The following is a 21,998-nucleotide window of genomic DNA, read 5'->3' as shown; positions in this document are numbered from 1 at the left end:
CGGATTCTGTGGTCTGATGTGAAGTTCGCCGGGGTATGTGGTTACCCGGACACACGTTCCCTGACAGGGAAACTTAAGAAATCCCAAAAAAGAACGGGCCGCCCGAGGGCGACCCGTTCCTGGATCGGTTGGGCGTTGCGGCTCAGTAGCGCGCGGAGACGGCCGAAGGACCGGTCGAGAACAGGTAGCTGACACCGACGCGAACCGCGTGGGTGTGGGTCTTGAAGGTCGTCGCACCGAGGAAGACCGGGTTCAGGTCGACCGTGCGCGAACCGAAGTCGGTGTAGCGGTACTCGAGGCTCGCCACCCAGTTCGGGGTGAAGGCATACTCGGCACCGGCGCCGACGGTCCAGCCGATCCGGGCACCGGAATTGCCGATCCGGACGCCGCCGGCGAAGTTGAGGGCCGAGTAGTTGAGGCCCGCATAGGCCACACCACCGGTGGCGTAGATGTGCATGCGGTCAACCGCGAAGCCGAGACGGGCGCGGGTCGAACCCTGCCAGTTCATGCGGGTGCGGTAGTCGTCGCCATTCGGGAACACGCCCGTGCCGTTGATGCCCGCGGCCTCGATATCGGTCACCAGACCGAAGACCAGGTTGTTGAACTGCCAGTTGTAGCCGAGATGGACGCCGCCGGTGATGCCGCCGATGTTGTAGGTGCCGCTCGAACCCGGGACGAAAACGCCGCCATTGTTGAAGAAGCGGGCCGACGTGGTGCCCCAGCCGTAGCCGAGTTGAGCGCCGATGAATGCGCCGTTCCAGGAGAAGGCCGGAACCATGACAGCGGCGGAGATGGGAGCGCGCGGGGAAGCGATATCTGCTGCGTTGGCGCTGGTGGCGAGGGCCGCGAAGGCGGCGCCGGCGAGGAGGATTTTCTTCATCATGCAAGTTCCTGATACCCGGCGGACCGATCCGCCTATCGTTTCGCTCGTCGAACCTTCCCTGCCACGGCCCCCTTCCGTGACACGGAATGATCCGTGCGAGGTCGAAGGGATAAACCCCGATCGTGAACATTCAATTCCCGAAACCGTGATAGCGGTATCAGGGGGAGGGTTGGACATCGCTCCGCAGCGGCCTGTGTCATGGTTGTCACAACTTCCCTTCGGTCATGGTGAACGAAGTGCGAAGCCTCCGGCGTCCGGTCGGCCGGCAGGGCGGGAATCAGCGTTCCACAGAGCCGGCCGGAGTGTTGAACTCGCCCGGTCCCGCTCCTAGGCTGGTCCGGCGCGCAACCCTGTGGAACCGCCATGAGCGCCTATGACGCCGACCTCGACAAGAATCCGGCCAACTACCAGCCGCTGACACCGATCACCTTCCTGGAGCGCGCGGCCCGCGTCTTCCCGGCGCAGACGGCCGTGGTCCACGGGGCGATCCGGCGCAGCTATGCCGAATTCTATGCCCGTTCGCGGCGGCTTGCCTCCGCGCTTGCCCGGGCCGGTATCGGCAAGAACGACACGGTGGCCGTCATCTGCGCCAACACGCCGGCCATGCTCGAATGCCATTACGGCGTGCCCATGTGCGGGGCCGTTCTCAATACGCTCAACACCCGCCTCGACGCGCCGATCATCGCCTTCTCGCTCGACCATGGCGAGGCGAAGGTCTTCATCGTGGACCGCGAGTTCTCGAAGCTGGCGAAGGAGGCGCTGGAACTGGCGACCGTTAGACCGCTGGTGATCGACTACGACGACCCCGAATATGACGGGGCGGGCGAGCGGATCGGTACGGTCGAGTATGAGGATTTCATCGCGGGCGGCGATCCCGGCTACGACTGGCAGCGGCCCGCCGACGAATGGGACGCCATCGCGCTCAACTACACCTCCGGCACCACCGGAAACCCCAAGGGCGTGGTCTATCACCATCGCGGTGCCTACCTGCTCGGCATCGGCAACGTCGTGACCTGCGGCATGACCAAGCATCCCGTCTATCTGTGGACGCTGCCGATGTTCCACTGCAATGGCTGGTGCTTCCCCTGGTCGATTTCCGCAGTGGCGGGCACCCATGTGTGCCTGCGGTGGGTCAGGGCGAAGGCCATGTATGACGCGATCGCCGACCATGGCGTGACGCATCTGTGCGGCGCGCCCATCGTCATGAGCCTTCTGCTGAATGCCCCCGAGGGCGAGCGGCGGGCCATCGACCGGACGGTGTCCTTCTTCACCGCCGCCGCGCCGCCGCCTGAGGCGGTGCTTGCCGCCATGAAGACGGCCGGCTTCGATGTCACCCATCTCTATGGCCTGACAGAAACCTATGGCCCCTCGGTGATCAATGACTGGAACCGCGACTGGGACCGGCTGGACGCCTCCGACTATGCCGCCCGGAAGGCGCGGCAGGGCGTGCCCTATGTCGTTCTCGAGGACATGACCGTCATGGACCCCGAGACCATGGCCCGCGTGCCGGCTGACGGGACCACGCTGGGCGAGGTCATGATGCGCGGCAATGTGGTGATGAAGGGCTATCTGAAGAACCCGAAGGCCTCCGACGAGGCTTTTGCCGGCGGCTGGTTCCATTCCGGCGATCTCGGCGTGCTCTACCCCGACGGTTACATCCAGCTGAAGGACCGCTCCAAGGACATCATCATTTCGGGTGGCGAGAACATCTCCTCCATCGAGGTGGAGGACGTGCTGTTCAAGCACCCGGCCGTGCAGGCCGCCGCCGTCGTGGCAAGGCCCGACGACAAATGGGGCGAGACCCCTTGCGCCTTCATCGAACTGAAGCCCGGCATGAGCGCCTCGGCCGAGGAGATCATCGCCTGGTGCCGGCAGAACCTGGCGGCCTTCAAGTGCCCGCGCCATGTGGTTTTCACCGAACTGCCGAAGACCTCGACCGGCAAGATCCAGAAGTTCAAGCTGCGCGAGATGGCGAAGGCGGCGTGACCGCCGCCCTCAGCCTTCCGCGGGCGCTTCCGCCATGACCCGGTGGAAGCTCTCCAGCACCGCCTGGGGATCGACGTCGCGCAGAATGAGCACGATGCGCGTGCGGTGGTCGTCGTCCGGCCACGCGGCCAGCGCCACCGGGGGGTGAAAGGTCGTGTGGACGCCGTGGATGACGAGCGGACCGGGCTCCTCCTCGATCGCCACCAGCCCCTTCAGCCTGAGCAGCCCGTCGCCCCAGGTGGCGCGCAGGCCGCGCAGCCAGAAATTGACCCGGTCCCAGGGGAGGGGGCGGTCGTGGACGATGGCGATCTGCCGGATGCGCGCGCCGTGGCGCGAGCCGTGGTCGGGATGGGCGCAGGCCGGATCGGCACAGTCCGGGCCATGCGCCGGCAGCGGCTCCATGGGCAGCGCGGCCGCGCGCGGTGAATGGCCGGCTGCAAACAGCGCGGCCGGGTCGACCTCTCCCATGACGGCCAGCGTGCGCGGCACGCCGGGCGCCAGGGCCTCCAGCCGGGCCGCGAGCCTTGCAAGGCCCGGCGCGTCGGCAAGGTCCGGTTTGCTGACGAGGATGCGGTCGGCGACCGCCACCTGCACGGCGCTTTCCGCCTGTTCGGCGAGCTGGCGCAGGCCGTTCACCGCATCCACCACCGTGACGATGGCCTGAAGGCGGAAGTCGTGCATGACCATCGGGTTGTTGAGGAACAGGCTGGCGATGGGGGCCGGATCCGCCAGCCCCGTCGTCTCGATCAGCACGCGGTCGAAGCGCGGCATGTCGCCCGACTGGCGGCGGGCGGCCATGTCGCGCAGCGTCGCCTCCAGGTCGCCGCGCACCGTGCAGCAGATGCAGCCGGAGGACAGCAGCACAAGGTCGGTGTCGCGGCTCTCGATGAACAGGTGGTCCAGCCCGACCGTGCCGAACTCATTGACGATGACCAGCGAGTTGGCCATGCCGGCATGGGTGAGCAGGCGGTTCAGCAGCGTTGTCTTGCCGGCTCCGAGGAACCCGGTGATCAGGCTGGCCGGCGTGCGTTCATGTGATCGATCAGGGTCGAACAGGCTCATGCAAAGAGGCTATCCGACGCCAGCGACGACTTCCATTGGCGGATCGATAGACTTTTCCAACCTTTCTGGTGTTACTCTATTACGTAATGGATGCTGACTTATTTTACGTCAAACGACTATCTGGCGGGTCATCGCTTCCCCGCTAGACTTCGCTCCGCCGGACAAGGCCAGCCCGACAACAGCAGCCGGCACGGAGGAGATCCCATGACTGTGCGAGACCCGAAGGACATTGCCGAACCGGTTGCTCCCGAGCGCCGCAACTTCCTGAAAGGCGCTGCCGCCGGCGGTGTCGTTGCGGCAGCGACGGCGCAGGTTGCCCAGGCCGTCGTGTCGCCTGCCCAGGCGCAGACGCCTGCCGTGCAGCCCTGGTGGCCCTCGCGCTGGGGACCGGATGACCAGGCCGGTGCCTCCAACCACATCACGCCCGCCAAGGTGCTGGAGGCGGCCAAGTGGATCCGCGACGGCAAGATCCATCCCATCGGCCGCATGTCGGAATCGGCCATGCCGAAATTTGGCGACCGGGCCTTCACCCTGCGCATTCCGGGCAACCCGACCGGCGGGCCGTTCGGCGCCAACAAGCTCATCTACAACGACGAATTCCTGGCCACCGAGATCGGCCAGACCGGCACCCAGTTCGACGGCCTCGCCCATATCGGCCTGCAGGTCGGCCGCGATGGCGATACCAATGACATGGTCTATTACAATGGCATTCGCGGTGCGGCGCTGGGCGGCGCCAATGGCGTGAAGAAGCTCGGCATCGAGAATGTGAAGCCCATCTTCACGCGCGGCCACCTCGTCGATGTCATGGCCCATCGCGGCGCCATGATGGATGCCGGGCAGGAAGTGACGATGGCCGATGTGCGCGGGGCTCTGGCCAGGCAGAACATGAACGAGAACGACGTGCAGCCGGGCGACGCGGTGTTCTTCCACACCGGGTGGAGTTCGCTGTGGATGCGCAACAACGAGCGCTATGCCTCCGGCGAGCCTGGGCCGGGCCTCGAAGTTGCGCGCTGGCTGATCGAGAAGCAGATCGTGGTCATGGGCGGTGACAGCTGGGGCGTGGAATGCGTGCCGAACCCCGACCGCAACCTGGCCTTCCCGGTCCATGCCGAGCTTCTGACGAAGAACGGCATCTTCATCCACGAGAACCTGCAGTTCGACAGCCTGCTGGCCGACCGCAAGTACCAGTTCGTCTATGTCTTTGCCCCGGTGCCGATCAAGGGCGCGACCGGCTCGCCCGGCGGGCCGATCGCGATCACCTGAGGCGACCCGCCTGTTGCACGACCCGGCTGCCGCGGCGATGATCGCCGCGGCATGACGGAGACTGCGCCGCGATCGCGACCGCGACGACCGCGCAGCGACGGGAGGATCGTGCATGGACGCCGATGTCATCGTGGTCGGGGCGGGGCTTGCCGGGCTCGTGGCCACGGCGGAGCTGGCTGCGGCCGGCCGCAAGGTGATCCTCGTCGACCAGGAGGGCGAACAGAACCTGGGCGGCCAGGCGTTCTGGTCGTTCGGCGGGCTGTTCTTCGTCGACAGCCCCGAGCAGCGCCGCATGGGCATCCGCGACAGCCTCGACCTTGCCTGGCAGGACTGGCAGGGCACCGCCGGCTTCGACCGAGACGAGGACGACTGGGCGCGCAAATGGGCCGAGGCCTATGTACAGTTTGCCAGCGGCGAGAAGCGCGCCTGGCTGCATGAGCGCGGCGTGCGCTGGTTCCCGCTGGTCGGCTGGGCCGAACGGGGCGGCGGCCATGCCACCGGCCACGGCAATTCGGTGCCGCGGTTCCACATCACCTGGGGCACGGGGCCGGGCCTCGTCGTCCCCTTCGAGCAGCGGGTGCGCGAGGCGGTGGCGAGCGGCCTCGTTTCCTTCCGCTTCCGCCACCGGGTCAACAGCCTGACGAAGAGTGCCGGCGTGGTCGACGGGGTCGAGGGCGAGGTGCTCGAGCCGACCTCCGTTGGGCGCGGCGAGGCGAGTTCGCGCGTGGCAACCGGAGCGTTCACGCTGAAGGCTCAGGCCGTGATCGTCACCTCGGGCGGCATCGGCGGCAATTTCGACCTCGTCCGCAGGAACTGGCCCGAACGGCTCGGCAGGCTGCCGGATTTTCTCATCTCCGGCGTACCGGCCCATGTCGACGGGCGCATGCAGATCATCACCGAGGAGGCCGGCGGGCGCATCGTGAACCGCGACCGCATGTGGCACTATGTCGAGGGCATCCGGAACTGGAGCCCGATCTGGCCGCATCACGGCATCCGCATCCTGCCCGGCCCCTCGTCGATCTGGCTGGACGCCACGGGCAAGCGCCTGCCGGCGCCGAACTATCCCGGCTTCGACACGCTCTCCAGCCTCGAACACATCGTCAAGTCAGGCCACGGTTATTCCTGGTTCGTGCTCTCGCGCGCGATCATCAAGAAGGAGTTCGCGCTGTCCGGCTCCGAGCAGAACCCGGACCTGACCAACAAGTCGATCCCCGGGGTCCTCTCGCGCCTCGGCAAGGGACTGCCGCCGCCGGTCCAGGCCTTCCTCGACAAGGGGGAGGATTTCATCGTCGATACCGACATCCGCTCGCTCGGCCGGCGCATGAACGCGCTGGTCGGCACCGACCTGATCGATCCCGAGGCGCTGGAGCGCGAGATCGCCGCGCGCGACCGCCAGATCGACAATCCGTTCTGCAAGGACATGCAGATCCTCGCGCTCAGGGCCATGCGCGCCTATCGCGGCGACAAGCTGATGCGCACAGCCCCGCCGCACAAGCTGCTCGACCCCAAGAACGGGCCGCTGATCGCGGTCAGGCTCAACATCCTCACCCGCAAGACGCTCGGCGGCCTGCAGACCGACCTTGACTCGCGCGTGCTGACCGCCGACGGATCGCCGCTCGGCAATGTCTATGCGGCGGGCGAGGTGGCCGGCTTCGGCGGCGGCGGCGTCCACGGCTACCGGGCGCTGGAGGGCACGTTTCTCGGCGGATGCATCTTTTCCGGTCGCTCAGCGGGGCGGGCGGCGGCGAAGGCGGTGGGGACCTGACGCCTCCGGCGCGCAGGCGTCCGATAACGGCCCCCGTCAAGACATGCAAAGGAACGTCCATTGAACGGCCGCTTCAAGATCCTGGGAAATCACAGTGCCTATCACGCCGGGGCTGCTGCCGTGTGGAGCGTCCTGAATGCGTCGATCGCCAGCGCCGGGATGGAGATCGTCGATACAGGTGATTTCGATCTTCTCGTCGTGAACGGCGAGGGCTCGATGCATCATAGCCGGCCGACATTTCACCGGAAGATGCAGTTCCTTCGCACCGCTGTCGAGCGGGGGAAAAAGGCCTATCTCGTCAATTCGGTATGGGAGGCCAACTCCAACGAATACGACGATGTCCTGCGCGCGCTCGACGGGATCGTCGTTCGGGAGATTCTATCGGCGGAGGACTTGCGCAAGAACCATCAGATCGAAGCCAGCGTTTGCGTGGATCTGAGCTATTTTGCGCAGGTGCAATGCAGCACCCATCCCGACTACAGCGGGCAGGATGTCGTTTCGGATTTCTATTCCAGTGAGTTTCAGGATTTCGCTCGCATCACGGGCGGGCCTCTGAGCAAATTGCCCTACATCGATATGGGCGCCATGACCTGGCCCGAGCTGGTTTGCGGGCTTCGGACAGCCGGAACCTTTGTCACCGGACGCCAACACGGCGTGTACGCCGCCTGCAAGGCGCGGATTCCCTTCATCGCCCTCGTGGGCAACACCCACAAGATCGATGGGCTTCTCGCTTCGGCAGGCTGTTCCATTCCATGCTGCCAAAGCCTCCAGCAGGTCACGCAGCAACGATCCGTACCCATCGACCACGAGGCGTATGGACGCCTGTTTGCCTGGATGGACACGCACAGCATCACGGACGCCTTGCCCTTCCTCAGGAGCGGAGGGGGATAGCCGGAACTGTTCGTCGGGGGCTATGTTTGCTGGATGTCTGTCCTTGGCCGCATCCGTTCAATTGCATTGAAGAGCAAATGGACGTGCGCCAGTCTGTATACTGGCGTCTCCTGACCGATCAGGGTCGGCTCAATGTCGAACAGTTTCTTCAATATCAGCAAGGCTGTCGAGCTGATGCTGTAGGATTTTTCAATGGAAAACAGGGTCGCGAGAAATTCAATCGGCAGGCGATCCCGGATGATGATCAGATTGTCCTGAGCTTGCAGCAGCGGCCTGTCGAATGATCGCGGGTGCTCCTTGAAGATCACCCTTCCGCCCTCGCCGGTCACTTTGTCGACGAGCGATTTGTAGAGGGATGCTTCTTCCTCAAACGTGATGAATTTGGATCGATAGAATGATGAGCCTATGATCAGGCTGTAGGTCTCATGGGCGGGAATATACGCGTAGAGATCGGCAATCACGCTCCTGAATGCACCAAGATGTGCGATGTATTCCTCAGTCGCCATGACCTTGCCGATCGCTTTGGCATGCGGCGGGATGTCCAGCAGGTCGCCGACCAGATACCAGGCCTGGTCGATTTGATCGAAGTCAGATCGGGAAATCGTGCGGACTTCCGACCAGGGGTCATCAGCGATTGTGCGCGGGACATGACTGTCGAGCCCATTGTCGAACAGAATGATCCTCGCCTCCGGGAAACACTGCAGGATCGCGCGCTCGGGAAGCTTATCAGGCGAATGGGTGACGATGACATCGATCCGCTGCTCGCCGATTGCAGACATGATGTTTGATGAATACTGGTTTCGCTCGCCACCAGGCGTCGCTATCGCGTCGCTGAGATCGCACAAATCCACGATCGATGCCCAATTGTGGAAGAGCCCACAATATTGAAGCGTCTCGTGCCTGAGGGCGTCCGGCATGCTCACCCTGCGCCCATAAACGAGGCATATTGCGCTGAGATCGGCTCCGGAGGTTTTCTGCAGTTGCTTCAAGACAAACGAAGCATTCAGCGCCTCGGTCAGGCCGCATACCATCACCAGGACATTCATGTCAGGTCAGAGTCCGTCCATGTGATGCGAAAAGTCCTTGCTGGTGCGCGCTGATCTCGCGGGACGGTATCGAAGGAGGCTGGGCGGATCAAGGCGCTTCCGGTCTAGAGCGCGTCGCCGCGACTGGGTCTTGGGCACGCGGGTGCGCCATGTCGGGATCGTCCTGGACCGGGGCGTTTCCGCGCACTGCCCGCGCTGCTACGAGCAGCCGTGCGGATGGCAGCGGCCTCGCTGCCGTTCGCTGTCATCCAACCGCTGCCTCAAGGGTCTCGCCATGCCCGGAATTCACGATCTCTGGCTGTTCGTTCTCGCCGGCCTGCTGCTCAACATCACGCCCGGCCCGGACATGGCGCTCGTCATCGGCCGGTCGCTGCGCGACGGCACCCGGGCGGGGGCCGTTGCGGCGCTGGGCATCGGCGCCGGTGCCTTCGTCCATATCGGCGCCGCGGCTCTCGGCCTGTCGGTGATCCTGTCCACGTCGGCGCTGGCCTTCACCATCGTGAAATGGGTCGGTGCGGCCTATCTCGTCATTGTCGGGCTGTCCCTTCTGCTGTCCCGGCCGGCCACGGGCGACAGGGCGGTCGCGCTCGCTCCGGCGCGGCTCGGGACGGTCTTCCTGCAGGGTTTCCTGACCAACGTGCTGAACCCCAAGGTGGCGCTGTTCTTCCTCGCCTTCCTGCCGCAGTTCATCGATCCGCAGGCGCCGGACAAGGCGCTGGCCTTCGTGGTGCTCGGGCTGATCTTCAACGTCACCGGCACGGCTTGGAACCTTTGCGTCGCCTGGGCGGCCGGTCTCATGTCCCGCATGCAGGGATTTTCGACCGTTCGAACCTGGCTCGACCGCGCCCTCGGGGCCCTGTTCCTCGGGCTCGGCGTGCGGCTGGCGCTGTCCGAACGGCTCTGAGCCGCGGGCAGTCCAGGGTCGGGCCGATCTGACTGCGCGCATCAGGCGGTTATTCGCTTGCACCATCTGTAAAAAGGCGCAAATGATGTCTCTGCCCGCAATTGCATGAAATTGTGGGAGAGAGTGGCCAGAATGGCTCTTCGTGTGCGTTCATGTTGCGTGGCGTTGGCCACGTGCGCATTTTTGGGCGCCTCCGGCCCTGCACAGGCCATGGACCAGTCGATAGCGGTGTTCGGCGGGGTCAGCAGCAAGTCACGGTATTTGTACAACTATTGCTGTCCCTGGCTGATCCGTCCCGAGGCGGATTTTTTCGCCGGCATTGCCTATCAGCGCCGACTGGCCCGATTGCCGCTTGGCTTTTCCGTCGGCGTCGAACTCGGGGCCGGATCGCATTTCGGCATGGCCACGTCGCCGCAGATCTGGGGCGGGGGCTACCTGCGCTACAACGGCTTCCCGTGGGATCACCATCTGCGGACGACGATTTCCTACACGATCGGGCTTAACTACGCGACCACGGTCCCGGCGGCCGAGCAGCGAATCTCGGTCGAAACAGGCACGCCGACATTAAACCTGTTTTTCTATCTCGCACCGGAAATCAGCTTCAGCCTGCCCTCGCAACCGAATGTCGAGATGTTCTTTCGCGTTCACCACCGGTCAGGACTGTACCCGCGCATCAGCAAATCCTCTGGCGCCTCGAACGTCGTGGCTGCCGGGATCAGATGGGCCTATTGAAGCGCTCGCACGTCGCCAGCTGGCGCCCCCATCGGCCGGACGGAAGGCGGTGTTGCCCCTGCATCGCTTCGTGTGGCAGTCGTAGACGCCTCGACTGATTTCCGTATCCGCCGCGTCGGCAGCGCTGCGGTGCGAGGTGATGAGACGGACCGATGGACGCCAACGCACCTTCCCGCTACCCCGATGTCTATGCCGCCTGGAAGGCCGATCCGGCCGGGTTCTGGGCCGAGCAGGCGAAGGCCATCGACTGGGTCGTGCCGCCGAAAACCGCCTTCGATCCGTCGCTGGGTGTCTATGGCCGCTGGTTTCCGGACGGCGTCTGCAACACCTGCTTCAACGCCGTCGACCGCCATGCCGCCACGCGCCCGGACCAGGCCGCGATCATCTACGACTCGCCGGTGACCGGCACCAAGCGCGCCATCACCTTTGCCGAACTGAAGGAGGAGGTGGCGACCTTTGCCGCCGTACTCCAGGGCCTCGGGGTCGCGAAGGGCGACCGCGTCATCGTCTACATGCCGATGGTGCCGGAGGCGGCGATCGCCATGCTCGCCTGCGCGCGCATCGGGGCGATCCATTCGGTGGTGTTCGGCGGTTTTGCCTCGAAGGAACTCGCCACCCGCCTCGACGACTGCCACCCGAAGGTGATCGTCTCGGCCTCCTGCGGCATCGAGGGCGCGCGGGTCATCCCCTACAAGCCGCTGCTGGATGGCGCCATCGACCTTGCGCTTGCCAAGCCGGAGGCCTGCATCATTCTCCAGCGCCCGCAGGTTTCAGCGACCATGACCGATGGCCGCGACCATGACTGGGCGGCCATGATGGCGGAGGCGAGGGCGGCGGGCAGGCAGGCGGACTGCGTGCCGGTTCAGGCGACCGATCCGCTCTACGTGCTCTACACCTCGGGCACCACGGGCAAGCCGAAGGGCGTGGTGCGCGACAATGGCGGTCACATGGTCGCGCTCAACTGGTCCATGGCCAATCTCTACGGCGTGGCGCCGGGCGAGGTGTTCTGGGCGGCCTCGGATGTCGGCTGGGTGGTCGGCCATTCCTACATCGTCTATGCGCCGCTGATCGCGGGAAACACCTCCATTCTCTACGAAGGCAAGCCGGTCGGCACGCCCGACCCCGGCGCCTACTGGCGGGTGATTGCCGATCATGGCGTTGCGGCCATGTTCACCGCGCCGACCGCGTTCCGCGCCATCAAGAAGGAGGACCCGAACGCGGAGCACCTCGGGCGCTACGACCTGTCGAAGTTCCGCACCCTGTTTCTCGCCGGCGAGCGGGCCGATCCCGACACGGTTCTTTGGGCAGAGCGCATCCTCGGCGTGCCGGTCATCGACCACTGGTGGCAGACCGAGACCGGCTGGTGCATCGTCGGCAATCCCGTTGGCCTCGGACAGCTCCCCGTCAAGCCGGGCTCACCGACCGTGCCCATGCCCGGCTATGACGTGCGCGTCGTGGATGAGGCCGGTCACGAGGTCCCGCCGAAGACCATGGGCTCGATCGTGGTGAGGCTGCCTTTGCCGCCCGGATCGTTTCCGACCCTCTGGCAGCAGGACGACCGGTTCAGGGAGAGCTATCTCACCCAGTTTGCGGGCTGCTACTCGACATCGGATGCCGGCTTCGTCGACGAGGACGGCTATCTCTACATCATGGGCCGCACCGACGACATCATCAACGTCGCCGGCCACCGGCTGTCCACCGGCGGCATGGAGGAGGTGCTGTCTTCCCATCCGGATGTCGCCGAATGCGCGGTTATCGGCATGGCCGACGCCCTGAAGGGCGAGGTGCCCTGCGGCTTCGTGGTGCTGAAGGCCGGCGTCAACAAGCTGCCCGAGGAGGTGGAGAAGGAACTCGTCCAACTGGTGCGCGACAGGATCGGGCCGGTCGCCGCCTTCAAGCTCGCCATCGCGGTAACGCGCCTGCCGAAGACCCGTTCGGGGAAGATCCTGCGCGGCACGATGAAGAAGATCGCCGATGGCGGCGAATGGTCCATGCCGGCGACCATCGACGACCCGGCCGTGCTCGACGAGATCGCCGCCGCTCTTGCCGGGCGTCGCTGACCCTTGCGGCGCGCTCTTCAGGTGACAGGGGCGGCCCGGTCGGTCAGGCTGCCGGCGACACGGAGTACGAGGTGAACCATGGTCCGGCGCGATGCCGCGATGATCGATCGCCGCGCGATGCTGACAGCATCCGTTGCCTTCCTGCTGGTCGTTCCGGGTCGTGCGCCAGCGCAGGGCCTGCCCGGCAGTTCCGGAAGCCTCGCTTATGATCGGCTCGACCTGTCGAGCCCGGATGCGGCCCTGCGGGCCTTTCTGACGGCCTATCGCGATGGCGACTTCGTCACTGCCTTCTGGATCTTCACGCCAGAGACTCAGGACGAGATCGCCCGTCACGTGGCAACCCTAAATCTCCACCGGCTTGCAGCCTTGCCGACCCAGAACAGGTTGGCGATCCTGGCCGAGATGCTGCCGCCCACTGCCGATCTTGACCAGCGCGACCTGGGGTTCATGTTCGCCAACATCATGCAGGTGGCGCAACGCCGCGGGATGCAGCCGCTCAACCTCACTGGTCTGCCGCAGGATCTGTCGCCCGCCAATGTCCCAGATCTTGGCCGGCGGACAGAGACGACCGACGGTGCCACCGAGGTTGCCGTGACGCTGAGCGCCTATCGCGGGCCAGTCGTCTTCCGTCTCGTCAAGGCGCGGACCGGTCGCTGGCGGCTTCGGCAGGTGGTGCCGCCCGGTAGCGATCCGGAGTCCACCCCCTTCGGGTTGCCCGCCAGGTAGCAACCGGACCTTCAGTGCCCGCCTTGAGCGGCGTTCAACGCGGCGCCTTCGCCCTGAGGATCAGGTGATAGTCGCCGTGGCGGACGTCGCCCCGGATGCCGGGCAGCACGTTCAGCACCTTCGCGAAAGTGTCGAGCAGGCCGGCAAAGAGCGGGCGCTTCAGGCGCAGTTCGGGATAGCGCGGGCTCTCGTAGACGCGGTTATGGACGATCTCGAAGCCGAGGCTCGCGGCGTGAGCGGCGAGCCGGTCCGGATCGACCAGCGGATGAAAAAAGGTCGGGAAGGGCGGCTGGCCCGGTTTGCCGGCGTTCTTCCAGCCCATCACGTGGCGGCAGAACCAGACGTGGAACCAGTGCGGGGTGAAGCGGGTCACGACGCCGGACAGCGATCGCGGATGCGGTGCGCCGATCAGGATGAGACCGCCGGGCTTCACCGCCGACTGGAAGCCGGCAAAGGCGGCGGCCACGTTCGGCAGGTGCTCGACGACATTGTAGCAGACGACCAGGTCGAAGCGCGGTTCGGCGAAGCGATAGGTCTGGATGTCGCCGAGGATCAGGTCGTCGGCATAGAGATTGGCCTTGAGCTGGTCGGCATCGATGTCGATGACCGTGTAGTCCGCCCGCGCCGCAACGTCCTCGGGCAGGTAGGAGGTCGAACCGCCGCCGGCCTCATAGACCTTCAGCGTGCCGGCCGGCAAGGTGCGCGAGAGGACCGCGTGGACATCGCGCAGCGCGGCTCCCGCCTCGGTCGTCGGTGCCAGATGCGCCACGGCAAAGCCCGGCAGTGCCTCGCGCCGCTGCTGCTCGCGCTCCGTCGTCTCGGCCACGACCATCAACCCTCCGCCAAAGCTCGAAGGACCGCGTGGCGGTCCGGGGGATACAAGCCGATCAGACTATCGGCCGATGCCCCCGGCGCATCAACACAAGACCAGAATTAAGGTTTCCACGGCGGTGCCCTGGTGGGGGGCCTGTCTGTCAGAGCCCCTCGAACAGCGCGGTGGACAGGTAGCGCTCCGCGAAGCTCGGGATGATCACCACGATGGTCTTTCCCCCGTTCTCGTCGCGTGTGGCAAGGTCGAGTGCCGCCTGCACGGCCGCGCCGGCGGAGATGCCCGTGGGGATGCCTTCCGCGCGCGCGAGTTCGCGGGCGCGCGCGAAGGCCTGGTCGTTGGTGACCGTCACCACCTCGTCGATCACCGAGCGGTCGAGAATCTCCGGCACGAAGCCGGCGCCGATGCCCTGGATCTTGTGCGGTCCGGCTGCGCCGCCGGACAGGACCGGCGAGTCCGCCGGCTCGACCGCGATGACCTTCACCCCGGGCCGGCGCTGTTTCAGCACCTGGCCGACGCCGGTGATGGTGCCGCCCGTGCCGATGCCGGAGACGAAGAAGTCAATGTCGCCGCCGGTGTCGTTCCAGATCTCCTCTGCCGTGGTGCGGCGGTGGATCTCCGGGTTGGCCGGATTGGCGAATTGCTGCGGGATGATCGCGTCCGGGTTCGCAGCGGCCAGTTCCTCCGCCTTGGCAACCGCGCCCTTCATGCCCTTGGCGCCTTCGGTCAGCACCAGTTCGGCGCCGAGCAGGGCCAGCATCTTGCGCCGCTCCATCGACATGGTCTCGGGCATGACCAGGACGAGCCTCAGACCGCGCGCCGCAGCGACGAATGCCAGCGCGATGCCGGTATTGCCGGAGGTCGGCTCGATCAGCACGGTCTTGCCGGTGATCTTTCCGGCCGCTTCCAGCGCGTCGATCATGGCCACCCCGATACGGTCCTTGACGGAGGCGATGGGGTTGAAGAACTCCAGCTTGGCGAGGATCGTCGCCTTTGCCCCATGCAGCTTTGCCAGCCTGTCGAGCCGCACCAGCGGCGTGTCCCCGATCGTCTGCGTGATCGAATCATAGATGCGGCCGCGGCCGGGGCGGACGGTCTGGTCGGGCGAGACATGGGCGGTCATGACGGGGACCCTGGCTGGTGGGGGATGGGGAATTCTGCTCCCAAATGGGAGATTTTTCCACGGCAGCCAGAGGATCACTCCGAGAAAAGAAACTGCGCGCTGCGCTTGTTGCCGTTCTGGCGGAAACATTCTCCCCGGCCATCGGTGCGGAGAATGTCGGCACATCGTCCTGTGCTCCGCTGCGTTCAGGTGCCCGGTTGCCCCTGCGACCATGCGGGCGTTGCCTTGGACCGGAGCCTTGGGCCAGTTTGGCCACCCCCGCGCGCCGGATGGCGCTGACGCTTCCAACACCATTCAGGGACTATCAACACCATGCTTTACGTGGACATTCCCACCCGTCCGGAGATCAAGGCGCTCGTCGAGCAGCGGTCAGATGCCTGCGTGTCGCTGTTCGTTGCGACCACGCCCGAGACACAGAACATCGGGCAGGCGCGGATCGCATTCGGCAATCTCGTGCGCGAGGCGCTGGCCCAGATCGACGCGTCCGGCTTTGACAAGCGCCGGCGTGCCGCGCTCGTCGAACAGCTCGACGATCTGGTCGATGATGACGCGTTCTGGACCTTCCAGGCCCACAGCCTGGCGGTGCTGGCGACGCCGGACGCGATCCGCACCTTCCGCCTGCCGAACCGCCTCACCGACATGGTGCAGGTCTCCGACCGCTTCCACCTGAAGCCGCTCCTGCGGGCCGTGACCTTTCCGCATCAGGCCTTCGTGCTGGCGCTGGCCGAGAAGGGGCCGCGTCTGGTGCAGGTCTTTGCCGACCTGCCGGCGGAAGAGGTGCGGGTTGGCGCCATGCCCAAGGATGCGGGCTCGGCCACCGGCCGTGCGTCGGTCAATGACCGCTCGCCATCGGGCCGCATCCAGGGCGGGGAGGGGCAGAAGGTGCTGCTTCGCCAATTTGCCCGCCAGATCGACGCGGCGCTTCGGCCCGTGCTCTCCGGTCGCGACGAGCCGCTGATCCTTGCCGCGACCGAGCCGCTGCTGTCCATCTATCGATCGGTGAACAGCTATCCAGGCCTTGCGGCTGCGGCCATCCAGACCAGCCCCGGCGAGATGACGCCGGCACAGATCGCGGAGGCCTCCCGGCCGATCCTCGACGGTGTCTATGCCGACCGGGTCAGTGCGTTCGGCGAACTCTACCGCCAGCGCGAGTCCGAAGGCCGGGCGACCTCCGACGTTGCGCAGGCTGCCCGTGCGGCGACCTTCGGCGCGGTCGATACGCTGCTGGTGGACATCGACGAGGTTGTGGCCGGCACGGTGGCGGACGACGGATCCGTCACCTTCGCCAAGGGCGAAAGCGCGGCGACCTATGGTGTGGTGGACGAGATCGCCGGCCGCGCACTCGCCTCCGGTGCGCAGGTGCTGGCGGTCCGGCGCGAGGACATTCCGGCCAAGGCCTCGCTCGCCGCCGTGCTGCGCTACGCCATCTGACCGGCGTCGGCCCTCGTCAAAGGACCATCTGGGTCTGGGTGACGAGGGCCACCGCGCGCCCGTCCGCGCGCGTGATGCGGGTCTGCCAGACCTGCGTCCGGCTGCCGCGATGAACAGGCGTCGCGGTGGCCGTCAGGGTCTCGCCCACCGGGCCCGAGGCCAGGAAGTTGGTCTTGCTCTCGATGGTCGTCGTGCCCTTCGCGCCGGCCGGCAGGTTGATGAAGGTCGCTGCTGCCCCGACCGTGTCGGCAAGCGCCATCAGCGCGCCGCCATGGACGATGGAGCCTGCTGTGCAGAGATCGGGCCGCACCGTCATGGTCGCCACGACCTCGTCATCTCCCGCCGAGACGAAGACGATGCCCATCAGGGTCGCCAGCGGCATGCGGTTGGTCTGCAGGATCGCGAGTTTCGACATGGGGCGCCTCCGGAGGGACGACGACCCTGATCCATCGGCGGGAAGGGCGTCAATAACCTTCGGGGTCATGGAGGGGCGGCCCGCTGACCGGGCCCGAAGCGGGCGGACAACAAAAAGCCCCGCTCGGTTTCCCGGCGGGGCCTCCGTTCCCGGCGGCATTGCATCCGTGCGCACCAGGATATGAACGGGCTTTTGTCAGAGGGCCGTGACGGCCATGTGACGCGCCTGCGGCGGAATTGTCGACCGGGACGTCAGGTCACGCGGGAATGCGCTCCTCAGCCTCGGTCGGCTCCCGCAAAACATATCCGCGACCCCAGACCGTCTCGATGTAGTTCTTGCCGTCGGAGGCGTTGGCGAGCTTCTTGCGAAGCTTGCAGATGAACACGTCGATGATCTTCAGTTCGGGCTCGTCCATGCCGCCATAAAGGTGGTTCAGGAACATTTCCTTGGTGAGCGTGGTGCCCTTGCGCAGCGAGAGGAGCTCCAGCATCTGGTACTCCTTGCCGGTCAGGTGCACGCGCTGGCCGCCGACCTCGACCGTCTTCTGGTCCAGATTGACCAGGAGGTCGCCGGTGGTGATGACCGACTGGGCATGGCCCTTGGAGCGGCGCACGATGGCGTGGATGCGGGCGACAAGCTCGTCCTTGTGGAAGGGCTTGGTCAGGTAGTCATCGGCGCCGAAGCCGAGGCCGCGCACCTTGTCCTCGATGCCGGCGAGGCCGGACAGGATCAGAATGGGGGTCTTGACCTTGGCCACCCGAAGCGACTTCAGCACTTCGTATCCCGACATGTCGGGCAGGTTCAGGTCGAGCAGAATGATATCGTAGTCGTAGAGCTTGCCGAGATCGATGCCTTCCTCGCCGAGATCCGTCGTGTAGACGTTAAAGCTCTCGGACTTGAGCATCAGTTCGATGCTCTTCGCAGTGGCGCTGTCATCTTCGATCAACAGAACGCGCATGCCCATCCCCTTCCGCTGACCCTAAGCCGGCCATCTCGCCGCAACACGCGAGACAACCGCCTGGCATGGCAATCCCGTGCTTCCGCCGCCGCGCGGAAGGCGCAAGGGATTCGTCCCCGTTTACTGATTCGACGCTACGCCCCAATGGTTAACAAACAGTGATTCGCGGGGGCAAGAGTCCTCGCAAAATATTTCTGCGACTCACTCCAACCCTCTGCCGAATCGACCGTTTCGGTCGCGTCGCCAGCAAGCGGTTCATGCCATTCCGCAGCTTTGGTCCGTCGCGGGTCGTTGCAGACGAACCGTCAAGGCCGCGGGTGCCATTAATCGGCTGACAACGATCATTAATGGGGCGGGTTAAGGAAGGGTTACCCGAACGCGCGCAATGCGGGCGTGATCTGCCTTTACTTTGAATCGCTTAGCGGCCGGGCCGTTAAACATTGGCCCGGATCGGGGCCCGTTGCGGCGGCGACGGGCCGGTCCGGCGGGGACCAAGGGGAAGGGGAGGTTCGCGCCGGATGGGCAAGTTCTACCGGGTTCATGGTTAATCACGGGTAAACGGCACGCGCCGATCCGCGCAGAATGCGAGGATGCGGTGTTGGCGGGCGCCCCATGCGGGCAAAATCTGCCGGGTGGCGTTAACACCTCGCCCCGCCGTTAACCCTTCGTTGACCATGCGGGCCGAAAGTCGGCGGATCGTTCAGAATTCGTCAGAGCCTTCCCATGCGCGCGCTAGCGGACCAGATCGCGGATATCGACGGCGTTGCCATCTACGGGCGCGTCGCGGGCGTGCGCGGGCTGATGGTCGAGGCCGCCGGTCCCATCCACGCCATGTCGGTCGGCGCGCGCGTAACGGTGGAGACCGTCGGCCGGCCGATCCCCTGCGAGGTGGTCGGTTTTGCCGGAGACCAGGCGCTGCTGATGCCCTTTGCCGGCCTCGAGGGAGTCCGGCGCGGCTGCAAGGCGCTGGTATCGCTGACGCCGGCCGCGGTCCGGCCGACCACGGCCTGGCTTGGACGGGTGGTGAATGCGCTTGGCGAGCCGATCGACGGCAAGGGCCCGCTCCCCCAGGGCGGCGATCCGATGCCGTTCCGTGCCGACCCGCCTTCCGCCCATGCCCGCCGCAGGGTCGGCGCGCCGCTGGACCTCGGGGTGCGGGCGCTGAACACCTTCCTGACCTGCTGCCGCGGCCAGCGCATGGGCATTTTCGCCGGATCCGGCGTCGGCAAGTCGGTCCTGCTCTCGATGATCGCCCGCAATGTCGATGCCGATGTCTCGGTAATCGGCCTTGTCGGCGAGCGCGGCCGCGAGGTGCAGGAGTTCCTGCAGGAGGATCTCGGCGAGGAGGGCCTCGCCCGCTCGGTGGTGGTGGTGGCGACCTCCGACGAACCGGCCCTGATGCGCCGGCAGGCGGCCTATCTCACCCTGTCCATCGCGGAATATTTCCGCGATCTCGGCCAGCAGGTCATGCTGATGATGGATTCGGTCACGCGCTTCGCCATGGCCCAGCGCGAGATCGGCCTGTCGGCCGGCGAGCCGCCGACCGCCAAGGGCTATACGCCGACGGTCTTTTCCGAACTGCCGCGGCTGCTGGAGCGCGCCGGCCCCGGCGCGGGGGCCGGGGCGATCACCGCCATCTTCACTGTGCTGGTCGATGGCGACGATCACAACGAGCCGGTGGCCGATGCCGTGCGCGGCATCCTGGACGGCCATATCGTCATGGAGCGCGCCATTGCCGAGCGCGGCCGCTATCCGGCGATCAACGTGCTGAAGAGCGTGTCGCGCACCATGCCGCGCTCGGCGGATCCGGCCTATTGGCCGGTGATCCTGCGCGCCAAGCGTCTCCTGTCCACCTATGCCGACATGGAGGAGCTGATCCGGCTCGGCGCCTACCGGCCGGGCTCGTCCCCGGAGGTCGATGAGGCCATCGCCCTCAATCCGGCGCTGGAGGCCTTTCTCGGTCAGGGGCAGGGCGAGGCGTCCTCGATCGGCGAGGGCTACCGGCGGCTGGCCGAGATCGTCGGCGAGCCGGCCGGTGCCTGACCGCGGCCAGGGCGGGGCAGCCGACGGCGCGCACCGTCAAGGCGCGTTAACGGTTGGTCATCCTTTCCGGAAACGGAATCTCAACTTCGCACCTCTAGCCTCGCCGTTCATAAGGGGTGAGGCATCCGTTCTGCGGATGAGTGTATGGCCTTGCCGGCGTGTGTGTGCCGGTCGGGTCTTGGGGACTTCTGGGAGTTCGAGTCGATGAAGTCGCGAGAGACGTTGATCCGCCTGAAGCGTTTTCAGGTCGATGAGAAGCGCCGTCAGGCGGCGCAGATCGAGATGATGATCGCCGAGTTCGAACGCATGGCGGGCGAACTCGACCGCGAGATCGTCGCCGAGCAAAACCGGGCCAATGTCCATGACCCGGCCCACTATGCCTATCCGACCTATGCCAAGGCGGCACGCCAGCGGCGTGACAATCTGCTCGGCTCGGCGGGGGAGCTGAAGGGCCAGCTCGACGATGCCAAGGCTGCGCTGGCCGAAGCCTTCGAGGAGTTGAAGAAGGTCGAGATCCTGGACGAGCGCGAAAGTGCCCGCGACCGGATGGCCGATCAGGCCCGCGAACAGGCCGAGATGGATCGCATCGGGCTTTCCAGACGTGGCGCCTATCTCGGCGTCTGAAACGCCGGGCTCAGGCGGGCCTGCAACGGGCCAGATGACACAACTGGGCGTGGCCGCCGGCCGCGCCCTTTGTCATTCTGCGGCCCATTGAACCGGCTGGCTGCGCGGCGCGACAGAGGGTGGCCCTGACCGCCCCTGCGCCCTGCCCGGATTGCCATGACCGACCAGTACACCGACATTCCGGCAGCTGTGGCGGTCGCGGCCCTCGGCCTCGACCGCCACTTCGACGGCCGGACGACGCTCTGGCCCTTCGACACCGCCGATCAGGCCGTTGCCCGCATCGAGGCCGACCCGGCCATGAAGGCGGCGATCGCGCGTTCGGTTCCGGACTGGCGCGAGGCCGAGCGGCGCAAGCATCGCCGGCCCTGGGTCATCCGGCACTATCCGACCCATGCCGTGGTCGCCGGCACCCTCGACCTGGACGCCATGGCAGACAGCGACACCCTTGCCGGCATCGTGGTGGACGGGGACCTCGAGATCTTCGGCTCGCTGATCAACCGGGAGCCGGACACGGTCGTGCCCTTCGTGGTGGTGCGCGGCTGCCTGCATTGCGACAACCTGCTGGTCGCCGGCTCGGATGTGACCGTTGCCGAACATGCCGCGGTCACCAATCTCGTCGCCATCACCGACAATCAGGCCTGGGTCGATATCGGCGGCGATGTCACCAGCCGGCTGTTCATCATGGACAGCGACGGTTTTGCGCGTGTCGGCGGCGCTGTCCATGGCCATGGCTGGAGCCGGTCGCGCAATGCCGAGCTTCCCGTCCGGCAGAGCGACTGGAGCGCCGAGATCCGGCCCGCATACCGGGATGCGTTTCTCGACGCAGATGGCGAACCGTCCGACCGGTTCGCGCTGTTCGAGGCGTTGATGGATGGCCGCGACCTGATCGGGACGCGCTGAGGGCAGGGCGGCCCGGCGAATTGTGATGATAGTCTTGTTGTAGGACTTTGGGCCTTGACAGCGTGACGATGGTTTGGTAGTTTCCGGCTATGTTCGAAAACTGCGCCCGGCGGGGGAGACCCTGACCGGGCGCCGGCGTTTCGGAGGGGTTCGTGGCGGTGTTTGCGTGCAGGCGGCGTGCTTCTGTCGGCGCGCTTGGCGGACGGGTCCGAAGACCCCACCCGCACCCTCCCCGCTGCGCGGAGAGGGGGGACTTTGACCGTGCGCCTGATCCGGGAATGGCAGGGCCGGGCGCAACCCTCATGGCGGGCATCGACTTTCCCCGGGGCAGGGCGTGGCGCGACGGTCGCAGCCCTG

The 21,998-nt window shown here is 66.0% G+C and carries 19 protein-coding genes; 12 read left to right on the top strand and 7 right to left on the bottom strand.

Annotated features, from left to right (window positions below):
• Positions 1 to 142: 142 nt before the first annotated feature.
• Positions 143 to 1,060, bottom strand: a complete 918-nt coding sequence (locus ACTIFS_RS11945) for an outer membrane protein (RefSeq protein WP_439574329.1) — start codon at positions 1,058 to 1,060, stop codon at positions 143 to 145.
• A gap of 186 nt (positions 1,061 to 1,246) precedes the next feature.
• On the opposite strand from ACTIFS_RS11945, the gene ACTIFS_RS11940 reads away from it, so the two are divergent.
• Complete coding sequence (locus ACTIFS_RS11940) at positions 1,247 to 2,869, top strand: acyl-CoA synthetase (RefSeq protein WP_439574328.1); 1,623 nt, start codon at positions 1,247 to 1,249, stop codon at positions 2,867 to 2,869.
• 9 nt (positions 2,870 to 2,878) lie between these two features.
• Here ACTIFS_RS11940 and ACTIFS_RS11935 read toward each other — a convergent pair whose 3' ends face one another.
• The gene (locus ACTIFS_RS11935; RefSeq protein ID WP_439574327.1) at positions 2,879 to 3,931 is read right to left on the bottom strand and encodes a CobW family GTP-binding protein; all 1,053 of its coding nucleotides are present in this window, start codon (positions 3,929 to 3,931) and stop codon (positions 2,879 to 2,881) included.
• A gap of 204 nt (positions 3,932 to 4,135) precedes the next feature.
• Between ACTIFS_RS11935 and ACTIFS_RS11930 the strand changes: the two genes are divergently transcribed.
• From ACTIFS_RS11930 to ACTIFS_RS11920, 3 genes are all read left to right on the top strand, one after another.
• Positions 4,136 to 5,194: a cyclase family protein gene (locus ACTIFS_RS11930; protein ID WP_439574326.1), complete on the top strand. Its 1,059-nt coding sequence runs from the start codon at positions 4,136 to 4,138 to the stop codon at positions 5,192 to 5,194.
• Between the two features lie 112 nt (positions 5,195 to 5,306).
• Positions 5,307 to 6,959 carry an FAD-binding dehydrogenase gene (locus ACTIFS_RS11925; RefSeq protein ID WP_439574325.1) on the top strand — a complete coding sequence of 551 codons (1,653 nt, stop codon included), beginning with the start codon at positions 5,307 to 5,309 and terminating at the stop codon, positions 6,957 to 6,959.
• Positions 6,960 to 7,019: 60 nt separating this feature from the next.
• On the top strand, positions 7,020 to 7,850 hold the full coding sequence (locus ACTIFS_RS11920) for a polysaccharide pyruvyl transferase family protein (protein WP_439574324.1): 831 nt from the start codon (positions 7,020 to 7,022) through the stop codon (positions 7,848 to 7,850).
• A gap of 20 nt (positions 7,851 to 7,870) precedes the next feature.
• Here ACTIFS_RS11920 and ACTIFS_RS11915 read toward each other — a convergent pair whose 3' ends face one another.
• Positions 7,871 to 8,896 carry a polysialyltransferase family glycosyltransferase gene (locus ACTIFS_RS11915; protein WP_439574323.1) on the bottom strand — a complete coding sequence of 342 codons (1,026 nt, stop codon included), beginning with the start codon at positions 8,894 to 8,896 and terminating at the stop codon, positions 7,871 to 7,873.
• Between the two features lie 274 nt (positions 8,897 to 9,170).
• Here ACTIFS_RS11915 and ACTIFS_RS11910 point away from each other — a divergent pair, with 274 nt between their 5' ends.
• The 4 genes from ACTIFS_RS11910 to ACTIFS_RS11895 all read left to right on the top strand — a co-directional run bounded on the left by ACTIFS_RS11910 (position 9,171) and on the right by ACTIFS_RS11895 (position 13,318).
• On the top strand, positions 9,171 to 9,800 hold the full coding sequence (locus ACTIFS_RS11910) for a LysE family translocator (RefSeq protein ID WP_439574322.1): 630 nt from the start codon (positions 9,171 to 9,173) through the stop codon (positions 9,798 to 9,800).
• A 132-nt stretch (positions 9,801 to 9,932) separates the two neighbouring features.
• Positions 9,933 to 10,532 carry a hypothetical protein gene (locus ACTIFS_RS11905; protein ID WP_439574321.1) on the top strand — a complete coding sequence of 200 codons (600 nt, stop codon included), beginning with the start codon at positions 9,933 to 9,935 and terminating at the stop codon, positions 10,530 to 10,532.
• 152 nt (positions 10,533 to 10,684) lie between these two features.
• On the top strand, positions 10,685 to 12,592 hold the full coding sequence (locus ACTIFS_RS11900) for a propionyl-CoA synthetase (RefSeq protein ID WP_439574320.1): 1,908 nt from the start codon (positions 10,685 to 10,687) through the stop codon (positions 12,590 to 12,592).
• A gap of 78 nt (positions 12,593 to 12,670) precedes the next feature.
• Entirely contained in the window at positions 12,671 to 13,318 is a 648-nt protein-coding gene (locus ACTIFS_RS11895; RefSeq protein ID WP_439574319.1) for a hypothetical protein, read from the top strand.
• Between the two features lie 34 nt (positions 13,319 to 13,352).
• On the opposite strand, the gene ACTIFS_RS11890 is transcribed toward ACTIFS_RS11895, so the two are convergent.
• Both ACTIFS_RS11890 and cysK read right to left on the bottom strand, forming a co-directional pair.
• Positions 13,353 to 14,144: a class I SAM-dependent methyltransferase gene (locus ACTIFS_RS11890; RefSeq protein ID WP_439574318.1), complete on the bottom strand. Its 792-nt coding sequence runs from the start codon at positions 14,142 to 14,144 to the stop codon at positions 13,353 to 13,355.
• Between the two features lie 148 nt (positions 14,145 to 14,292).
• Complete coding sequence (cysK, locus tag ACTIFS_RS11885; RefSeq protein ID WP_439574317.1) at positions 14,293 to 15,270, bottom strand: cysteine synthase A; 978 nt, start codon at positions 15,268 to 15,270, stop codon at positions 14,293 to 14,295.
• 312 nt (positions 15,271 to 15,582) lie between these two features.
• Between cysK and ACTIFS_RS11880 the strand changes: the two genes are divergently transcribed.
• The gene (locus ACTIFS_RS11880) at positions 15,583 to 16,701 is read left to right on the top strand and encodes a baeRF11 domain-containing protein (RefSeq protein WP_439574316.1); all 1,119 of its coding nucleotides are present in this window, start codon (positions 15,583 to 15,585) and stop codon (positions 16,699 to 16,701) included.
• Positions 16,702 to 16,717: 16 nt separating this feature from the next.
• Here the strand turns inward: ACTIFS_RS11880 and ACTIFS_RS11875 are convergent, their stop codons facing one another.
• Positions 16,718 to 17,116, bottom strand: coding sequence for a PaaI family thioesterase (locus ACTIFS_RS11875; protein WP_439574315.1), 399 nt, complete (start codon positions 17,114 to 17,116; stop codon positions 16,718 to 16,720).
• Positions 17,117 to 17,372: 256 nt separating this feature from the next.
• Positions 17,373 to 18,074: a response regulator transcription factor CtrA gene (gene ctrA, locus ACTIFS_RS11870; RefSeq protein WP_439574314.1), complete on the bottom strand. Its 702-nt coding sequence runs from the start codon at positions 18,072 to 18,074 to the stop codon at positions 17,373 to 17,375.
• A gap of 723 nt (positions 18,075 to 18,797) precedes the next feature.
• On the opposite strand from ctrA, the gene fliI reads away from it, so the two are divergent.
• The 3 genes from fliI to ACTIFS_RS11855 all read left to right on the top strand — a co-directional run bounded on the left by fliI (position 18,798) and on the right by ACTIFS_RS11855 (position 21,641).
• Positions 18,798 to 20,117 carry a flagellar protein export ATPase FliI gene (fliI, locus tag ACTIFS_RS11865; RefSeq protein ID WP_439574313.1) on the top strand — a complete coding sequence of 440 codons (1,320 nt, stop codon included), beginning with the start codon at positions 18,798 to 18,800 and terminating at the stop codon, positions 20,115 to 20,117.
• 204 nt (positions 20,118 to 20,321) lie between these two features.
• The gene (fliJ, locus tag ACTIFS_RS11860) at positions 20,322 to 20,741 is read left to right on the top strand and encodes a flagellar export protein FliJ (protein WP_439574312.1); all 420 of its coding nucleotides are present in this window, start codon (positions 20,322 to 20,324) and stop codon (positions 20,739 to 20,741) included.
• A gap of 156 nt (positions 20,742 to 20,897) precedes the next feature.
• Complete coding sequence (locus tag ACTIFS_RS11855) at positions 20,898 to 21,641, top strand: hypothetical protein (protein WP_439574311.1); 744 nt, start codon at positions 20,898 to 20,900, stop codon at positions 21,639 to 21,641.
• Positions 21,642 to 21,998 lie beyond the last annotated feature (357 nt).

The sequence above is a fragment of the Phreatobacter sp. genome, assembly GCF_051860605.1.
In the GTDB taxonomy this organism is placed as follows: domain Bacteria; phylum Pseudomonadota; class Alphaproteobacteria; order Rhizobiales; family Phreatobacteraceae; genus Phreatobacter.
The sequence above is the reverse complement of the archived record's forward strand: the minus strand, read 5'-3'. Positions and strand labels throughout refer to the sequence as shown.

Bases quoted from the DNA above. Each gene is read 5' to 3' on its own strand.
- ACTIFS_RS11945 (WP_439574329.1), bottom strand. From the start codon at position 1,060: ATGTCCAACCCTCCCCCTGATACCGCTATCACGGTTTCGGGAATTGAA.
- ACTIFS_RS11940 (WP_439574328.1), top strand. From the start codon at position 1,247: ATGAGCGCCTATGACGCCGACCTCGACAAGAATCCGGCCAACTACCAG.
- ACTIFS_RS11935 (WP_439574327.1), bottom strand. From the start codon at position 3,931: ATGAGCCTGTTCGACCCTGATCGATCACATGAACGCACGCCGGCCAGC.
- ACTIFS_RS11930 (WP_439574326.1), top strand. From the start codon at position 4,136: ATGACTGTGCGAGACCCGAAGGACATTGCCGAACCGGTTGCTCCCGAG.
- ACTIFS_RS11925 (WP_439574325.1), top strand. From the start codon at position 5,307: ATGGACGCCGATGTCATCGTGGTCGGGGCGGGGCTTGCCGGGCTCGTG.
- ACTIFS_RS11915 (WP_439574323.1), bottom strand. From the start codon at position 8,896: ATGAATGTCCTGGTGATGGTATGCGGCCTGACCGAGGCGCTGAATGCT.
- ACTIFS_RS11910 (WP_439574322.1), top strand. From the start codon at position 9,171: ATGCCCGGAATTCACGATCTCTGGCTGTTCGTTCTCGCCGGCCTGCTG.
- ACTIFS_RS11905 (WP_439574321.1), top strand. From the start codon at position 9,933: ATGGCTCTTCGTGTGCGTTCATGTTGCGTGGCGTTGGCCACGTGCGCA.
- ACTIFS_RS11900 (WP_439574320.1), top strand. From the start codon at position 10,685: ATGGACGCCAACGCACCTTCCCGCTACCCCGATGTCTATGCCGCCTGG.
- ACTIFS_RS11895 (WP_439574319.1), top strand. From the start codon at position 12,671: ATGGTCCGGCGCGATGCCGCGATGATCGATCGCCGCGCGATGCTGACA.
- cysK (WP_439574317.1), bottom strand. From the start codon at position 15,270: ATGACCGCCCATGTCTCGCCCGACCAGACCGTCCGCCCCGGCCGCGGC.
- ACTIFS_RS11880 (WP_439574316.1), top strand. From the start codon at position 15,583: ATGCTTTACGTGGACATTCCCACCCGTCCGGAGATCAAGGCGCTCGTC.
- ACTIFS_RS11875 (WP_439574315.1), bottom strand. From the start codon at position 17,116: ATGTCGAAACTCGCGATCCTGCAGACCAACCGCATGCCGCTGGCGACC.
- ctrA (WP_439574314.1), bottom strand. From the start codon at position 18,074: ATGCGCGTTCTGTTGATCGAAGATGACAGCGCCACTGCGAAGAGCATC.
- fliI (WP_439574313.1), top strand. From the start codon at position 18,798: ATGCGCGCGCTAGCGGACCAGATCGCGGATATCGACGGCGTTGCCATC.
- fliJ (WP_439574312.1), top strand. From the start codon at position 20,322: ATGAAGTCGCGAGAGACGTTGATCCGCCTGAAGCGTTTTCAGGTCGAT.
- ACTIFS_RS11855 (WP_439574311.1), top strand. From the start codon at position 20,898: ATGACCGACCAGTACACCGACATTCCGGCAGCTGTGGCGGTCGCGGCC.